At 66.8% G+C, this 6,413-nt stretch carries 8 protein-coding genes; all 8 read left to right on the top strand.

Features of this window, described 5'->3' with window-relative positions; translation table 11 throughout:
• Positions 1-34 precede the first annotated feature (34 nt).
• Positions 35-3,277, top strand: a complete 3,243-nt coding sequence (locus tag JOZ79_RS07855; protein WP_294072902.1) for a YdbH domain-containing protein — start codon at positions 35-37, stop codon at positions 3,275-3,277.
• Entirely contained in the window at positions 3,274-3,492 is a 219-nt protein-coding gene (locus tag JOZ79_RS07850) for a YnbE family lipoprotein (protein ID WP_294072899.1), read from the top strand. The genes JOZ79_RS07855 and JOZ79_RS07850 overlap by 4 nt, the downstream gene beginning before the upstream one ends.
• Positions 3,489-3,863, top strand: coding sequence for a DUF1318 domain-containing protein (locus JOZ79_RS07845; protein ID WP_294072897.1), 375 nt, complete (start codon positions 3,489-3,491; stop codon positions 3,861-3,863). The genes JOZ79_RS07850 and JOZ79_RS07845 overlap by 4 nt, the downstream gene beginning before the upstream one ends.
• A gap of 134 nt (positions 3,864-3,997) precedes the next feature.
• Entirely contained in the window at positions 3,998-4,339 is a 342-nt protein-coding gene (locus JOZ79_RS07840; RefSeq protein WP_294072894.1) for an AtpZ/AtpI family protein, read from the top strand.
• Positions 4,340-4,374: 35 nt separating this feature from the next.
• Positions 4,375-5,124 carry a F0F1 ATP synthase subunit A gene (locus tag JOZ79_RS07835; RefSeq protein WP_294072904.1) on the top strand — a complete coding sequence of 250 codons (750 nt, stop codon included), beginning with the start codon at positions 4,375-4,377 and terminating at the stop codon, positions 5,122-5,124.
• Between the two features lie 30 nt (positions 5,125-5,154).
• Complete coding sequence (locus JOZ79_RS07830) at positions 5,155-5,391, top strand: F0F1 ATP synthase subunit C (RefSeq protein WP_294072892.1); 237 nt, start codon at positions 5,155-5,157, stop codon at positions 5,389-5,391.
• A gap of 28 nt (positions 5,392-5,419) precedes the next feature.
• A complete protein-coding gene (locus JOZ79_RS07825) occupies positions 5,420-5,911 on the top strand; it encodes an ATPase (protein WP_294072889.1) in 492 nt (163 codons plus the stop codon).
• Positions 5,904-6,413: F0F1 ATP synthase subunit B (locus JOZ79_RS07820; RefSeq protein ID WP_294072887.1), on the top strand; the 510-nt coding region annotated here is incomplete at its 3' end. The genes JOZ79_RS07825 and JOZ79_RS07820, both read left to right, overlap by 8 nt.

Raw genomic sequence — 6,413 nt, 5'->3', positions numbered from 1 at the left:
AACGGTCCCGTCGGGCATGGGTTAGTTCACCCCAATGGCGGAGCGGAGGAGCGGCGAGGCCGAAGTGCCGGACGAGGCGGGCGAAACGATCGTGATCCATCACCGGCCGCGCCCGTGGCGCCGGCTGGCGATCATTATCGCCACCGGGCTGCTCGTGCTGATGCTGATCGCGGTCATCGGGATATGGATCGAGCGGCGGCCGATCGCGACGCACTTCCTGCAGGAAGAATTCGAGCGGCGCGGCGTCCAGGCAAGCTACCACCTCGACCGCATCGGCCTTCGCACGCAGGAGGTCAGCAACCTCGTCATCGGCAATCGCAATCGTCCCGATCTCGTCGCTCGCCACGCACAGATCCAGATGCGGCTGAAGTGGAACGGCAATTTCGAGGTTTACCGAATCGTCGCTCGCGGCGTCCGGCTGCGGGGTCGTCTGGCCGGCGGGCGCGTCAGCTGGGGCGAGATCGACAAGATGATGCCGCCCCCGAGCAACAAGCCGTTTGCGCTGCCCAATTTCGTGCTCGACGTCGCCGACAGCAGCATTGCGCTTGCAACGCCCTTCGGCCCCCTGGGCGCATCGCTGGAGGGGACAGGCCGGCTGAGCGGCGGCTTCAAGGGACGAGTGGCGCTGTCGAGCCCGCGGATGGCTCCCGGACGCTGCGAAGCACTTCAGCTCAGGGCGAACTTCGCGGTGTCGATCATCGCTCGGCACCCGCACGTCGAGGGACCGGTCGGCCTGGGCCGATTCACCTGCCCGACCAGCAAGTTCGACATCGTCGCTCCCAGTTTCGATGCCAAGGCGGCTTTCAACGAGGCGTTCACGAACGTCGACGGCAGCGGGCGAATGGCCATTGCCAAGCTGACGGCGGGGGCGAACGGTCTCGCGAACTTCGCCGGCGACCTCACCTACAAGGGCTCGTTCGCCGACGTTCGCGGTGCCGTGAAGCTGTCGGCGCAGAATTCGCGGATGGCGACGATCTTCGCCAATCGCACCGCGCTGGAGGGCAAGTACGCGCTCGGGATCAGGGCGGGCACGTTCGTCCTCGCCGGCAACGTGCTCGCGAACAACGCGGCGCTCGACCGGTCGATGCTGGCGGGCGTGACCGGCCCACTGGCGGCGGCGGCGAAGACCCCGATCGGCCCGATCGCGACGGCAATCGGCGGGGCGATCCAGCGCACCGCCGGCAACTTCGACACTGCGGGCGAGATCCGCGTCGTGAATTTCCCTGGCGGCGGCGGCGTGCGCATCCAGAACGCGAGCGTTCGCGGTCCGCGGGGCGCCCAGGCGCGGATCGTGGGCGGCAGCGGCGTGACCTATTACTGGCCGGCCTCGGCGCTGAGGATCGACAGCGACATCCAGATGGGTGGCGGGGGCCTGCCGAATGGACGGGTCAGCATCCGCCAGCCACGGCCCAATGCGCCGATCAACGGCGTCGCCGAGATCGCACCCTATAGCGCCGGCGGCGCGCGGCTGGCGATGGCGCCGATCCGCTTTGCGGACATCGGGGGCGGTACCACCCGGCTCACGACCGCAGCGCAGCTCGACGGCCCGATCTCGTCGACCGGGCGAGTCCAGGCGCTGCGCATCCCGATCGAGGGCACCATCGGCCGCGGCGGCAGCTTCGCGTTCGGCTCTGCCTGCGAGGTGGTAAGCTTCAGCTACCTGCGGGCCGGCTCGCTCCAGATCGGGCCGACGCGGCTTCCAGTCTGCCCGGTCGGCCGGGCGATCATCGCGAAGTCCCCGTCGGGACCGCTGCAGACCGCCGGCCGAATCAACGCGCCGGTGATCGACGGCCGCATCGGCAGTTCGCCGCTTCATGTCGCGGCAGCGCAGGCGCTTGTGAACGAGAAGCAGTTTTCATTCGACCGGCTGGGGATGCGCCTCGGCCGGCCGACCTCACCCATCCTGTTCAACGCGTCGCACCTGACGGGCAGCTTCCTCAGGTCAGGCTTCGCCGGGGCGTTCAGTGGCGGCGGCGGCACCGTGGGTAGCGTCCCGCTGGTGATGAGCGAGGCGAACGGCAAGTGGAGCTTCCTCAACAGCGACGTCACCGTCGACGCGGCAACCACCGTGTCCGACCGGGCACCCGACCCGCGCTTCTATCCGCTGCGCAGCAACGACGTGCACCTGACCATTGCCGGCGACTATGTCCGCGCGAACGGCATCCTGCGCCATCCCGCGACGGGGACGGAGGTGACGGCCGTGAACCTCGAGCATCGCCTGTCCGACGGCGCGGGCCATGCGACCCTCGACGTTCCGGGCATCGCCTTCGGCCCCAGCCTGCAGCCCGACGACCTGACCCGGCTGACCGAAGGCGTGGTCGCGCTCGTCAACGGCACGGTTCGCGGGCAGGGCCGGATCGACTGGGCGTCGGGCGGCGAGGTGACCTCGACCGGCGATTTCTCGACCCGGAACATGGACCTCGCGGCGCCGTTCGGGCCGGTCGCGGGGCTCAGCACCAGCCTCCACTTCACCGACCTGCTCAACCTCGAGACTGCGCCTCACCAGGTCGCAACGGTCGCGACGGTCAATCCGGGCATCACCGTCAACGATGGGGTCGTCCATTACCAGATCCTGCGCAACAACCGCGTGAAGATCGAGCAGGGCGAATGGCCGTTCATGGGCGGACAGCTGATTCTCGAGGAGACGATCCTCGACTTCAACGGCCACCAGCCCAAAAAGCTGACATTCCGCCTCGTCGGTTTCGACACCAAGCAGTTCGTCGACAGCCTCGGCTTCTCCGGCTTCTCGTTGAGCGGCATTTTCGACGGCGAGCTGCCGATGGTGTTCGATGAGAATGGCGGGCGGATCGTCGGCGGCGTGCTGACCTCGCGCCAGCCGGGCGGCGAGCTCAAGTACCAGGGCGTGAAGCCCAAGGGACTGGTGCCGGGCCTGGCATTCAGCATCCTCAGCGATATCCGCTATCGATCGATGGTCATCCGCCTGGATGGCGACCTTGCTGGCGAGTTCGCGACCAAGGTGACCATCGACCAGGTCTCGTTGGGGCCGGGACACGGCATCGTGGCTTCGCTCGTGCATCGGGCTTTCGACAAGCTCCCGCTGAAGCTCAACCTCAACATCAATGGGCCTTTCCGGGCGCTCATCCAGACTGCCAAGGCATTCAAGGACCCGACGCAGGTCATCGCCCCGGTGATGCCGTTCCCGATCGATTCGCCGGCGCTGAAGGTCGAGGTGCTGAGCACGACCAAGCAGAACGAACCTGCTCCGGCGCCGGCCAAAACCCCATCGACAAACCCACCACCTGGAGGTGCGAAGTGACGAGACCCCACCGGAAACTGGCCCGATTGGCGGTCGGCTCGATTGCCGTCCTGCCGCTCACCGGATGCATCACGGTCAAGGCTCCCGAGAAGCCGATCGAGGTCAACCTCAACGTCGACATCAAGCAGGAGGTGCTGGTGCGATTGCAGCAGGACGTCCAGCAAATGATCCAGAAAAACCCGCAGGCGTTCCCGCCCGCGCCGACCAACCCGTGACTGGGCGGCGGTTCTTCGCAGGGATGGCGGCGCTGCTGGTCACAGCTCCAGCAGCGGCGCAGACCCCGGCCTCACTGGCGGCGGCGGTGCGGTCAGGCGATGTCGGCGAGCGCTACGACGGCTACATGGGAATCGCGGGCTCGGCCTCGCCCGAAGTGCGGCGGCAGGTATCGGCGATCAACCTCCAGCGCCGAAGCCTCTATTTCCAGCTCGCGGCAACGCGCCGGGTCAACGCCCAGGTCGTCGGCATCGCCACCGGCTGCCAGCTCATCGCCGGCCTGCGCGCGGGGCAGTCCTACATGCTCGGCGACGGCGCCTGGCACCGGCTGGCAGCCGGGCAGACGCCGCCGTCGCCGGATTACTGTCGCTGATCGCCCTTCCCCGCGGTTGACTATCCAGACGCCGGTTCATAAAGGGGCGGCGCCTTGGCGGGCGCGATTTCCGCCATGTTCCTCGCCCTTTGCCTGGCCCCACTCACCAGCGGGGCGACGCACAGGGGAGACGCATGGCAGAGGACGAAACCGGCGAGGTCCCGAAGCTTCCACCCGATGCGCGGCTCGAATCGCTCGATGAGCGGCTCGACCGGCTGCAGCAGGCCGAGGCTCAACGGGCGCGGAAGGGGCAACCGGACCGGGTCCGCCAGTTCGGCCAAAAGCTGGCGGGCCAGATGATCGGTGCTCCTGCCGGAGGATTTCTGTTCGGCCTGGGCCTGGACACGTTGTTCAAGACCAAGCCGCTGTTCATGATCATCGGGCTGTTCGTCGGCTTCGGCGTCGGCCTTCGGAACGTCTATTTCTGGACCAAGCAGTCTCCGCCGGCGAGCGGCGACCAAGTCGACGAGAGGTAAGAATAGCAGTGGCGGGCGGAGCCAAGTTCGACCCGATGCACCAGTTCGAAGTGCATCCGATCGTTCCCCTTCATATCGGCGGCTATGACATCAGCCTGACGAACAGCGCCCTGTGGATGCTGATCGCGCTGGTCGTCGTCGTCGGCTTCATCGCCATGGGCATGAAGCGCGAGCTGGTCCCCGGCCGCTGGCAGATGGCGGTCGAGGAACTGACCGGCATGATCGAGAAGATGGCCGGAACGACGATCGGGCCCGAAGGCCGCAAGTTCGAGCCTTTGCTGTTCTCGCTGTTCACTTTCATCCTGGTTGCGAACTTCCTCGGCATCCTGCCGTTCGCGGTCGTGCCGGGCCTTCACCCGTTCGCGTCGACGAGTCATTTTTCGATCACCGGCGTGCTCGCGATCCTGAGCTTCTCGATCGTCGTCATCGTCGGCTTCAAGAAGCACGGCTTTCACTTCTTCGCTCTGTTCCTGCCGCCGGGCGTGCCCTGGTACATGCAGGCCTTCCTGTTCCCGATCGAGCTCATCAGCTTTCTCGTCCGGCCGTTCAGCCTCGGGCTTCGACTGTTCGTCGCGATCTTCGCCGGCCACGTGCTGATGGAGGTCTTCGGAAGCTTCATCGTCAACGGCCTCAATGGCGGCGCGCTCGGGATGGGCGTCGGGGTGCTGAGCTTCCTGTTCGTCATCTTCATCGGCCTTCTCGAAATCCTGGTGTGCCTCATCCAGGCCTATGTCTTCACCCTGCTGACCGCGGTCTATCTCAACGACGCGGTCAACCTTCACTAAGTTCAACAGTCTAACCCAAGGAGTTTCGTTATGGATCTTGCAGCAGCCCAGGTGATTGGCGCCGGCCTCGCCGCGATTGGCGTCGGTGCGGCCGCGATCGGCGTCGGCAACGTCTGGGGCCCGTTCCTGGAAAGCGCCGTCCGCAACCCGGCGGCGTCGGACAGCCAGTTCACGCGCGTTCTGATCGGCTTCGCGCTCGCCGAGCTGCTCGGCCTGATCGCGTTCGTCGTGTCGATGATCATCCTCTACGCTCCGCCGCACGCCTAAGCGGCAAGCTCGGGTAGGTCGTCCGCTTATGCCTCAGATCAACCAGCTTTCGGAGATCTTCGTCTCCCAGCTGTTCTGGCTCGCCGTCGTGTTCGGCATCATCTATTTCGTCATCGGGCGAGGGATGGTGCCCAAGATCCGCGGGACGGTCGGCGCTCGTGATTCACAGATCGCGGCCGACCTCGAGCGTGCCCAGGCGGCGCGCGAGCAGGCGGACAAGACGGAAGCGGACTGGCGCACCCGAATGGATGCTGCCCGCGCCGAAGCCGGCCGCGTCGCGCAGGAGGCGAAACAGGCTAGCGCGATGGAGACCGAGACCCGGGTCAAGGCGGCCGCCGAGTCCGTCGCTCGGAAGGTCGAAGCGGCGGAGGGCCAGATCCGGACCGCCGTGATCGCTGCCCGGGCCGAGATCGAATCCGTCGCGGCCGATGCGGCGCGAGAGATGGTCGGGCGGCTGACCGGCATCGCGATTGACTCGAACGAAGCCGCAATGGCGGTGAGGACCGAGCTCAATGGTTAGTGCGCTGCTCCTCTCCGCGGTCGATGTCCCTGCCGAGGCCGCAGAGCCGACCGCCTTCGGCTTCGGTGCCCCCTGGTGGATCGCGCTCGCAATGGTCGTCGTGATCCTGATCCTTCTGAAAGGCGGGATTCACCGTACGCTGACCGGTTCGCTCGACGGCAAGATCGAGCTCATCCGCAAGCAGCTCGCCGAGGCCGAGGCACTGCGCAAGGAAGCCGAGGCGCTAAAGGCCGAATATGAAGCCAAGGCTGCGTCGTCGGACAAGGACCGCGAGGCGTTGCTCGAGCGCGCCCGTCACGACGCCGAGGACATCGTGGCCAAGGCCCGGACCGACGCCGAAGCCCTCGTCGAACGGCGCACCCGCATGGCCGAGGAGAAGATCGCCGCCGAGGAGCGCAGCGCGATCGAGGAGCTGCGCGCCACCGCGGCAAACGCAGCGACGCGCGCCGCGGCCAAGCTGATTGCCGAGCGTCACGACGCTGCCACCGATGCGCGGCTGGTC

This window comes from Sphingomonas sp. (genome assembly GCF_019242355.1).
Taxonomy (GTDB): Bacteria; Pseudomonadota; Alphaproteobacteria; order Sphingomonadales; family Sphingomonadaceae; genus Sphingomicrobium.
Note: the sequence above shows the minus strand (reverse complement) of the source record. Positions and strands in the feature narration are given on the sequence as shown.

Coding starts and splice junctions, on each gene's coding strand:
- JOZ79_RS07835 (WP_294072904.1), top strand. CDS start 4,375: ATGCACCAGTTCGAAGTGCATCCGATCGTTCCCCTTCATATCGGCGGC.
- JOZ79_RS07825 (WP_294072889.1), top strand. CDS start 5,420: ATGCCTCAGATCAACCAGCTTTCGGAGATCTTCGTCTCCCAGCTGTTC.
- JOZ79_RS07855 (WP_294072902.1), top strand. CDS start 35: ATGGCGGAGCGGAGGAGCGGCGAGGCCGAAGTGCCGGACGAGGCGGGC.
- JOZ79_RS07830 (WP_294072892.1), top strand. CDS start 5,155: ATGGATCTTGCAGCAGCCCAGGTGATTGGCGCCGGCCTCGCCGCGATT.
- JOZ79_RS07840 (WP_294072894.1), top strand. CDS start 3,998: ATGGCAGAGGACGAAACCGGCGAGGTCCCGAAGCTTCCACCCGATGCG.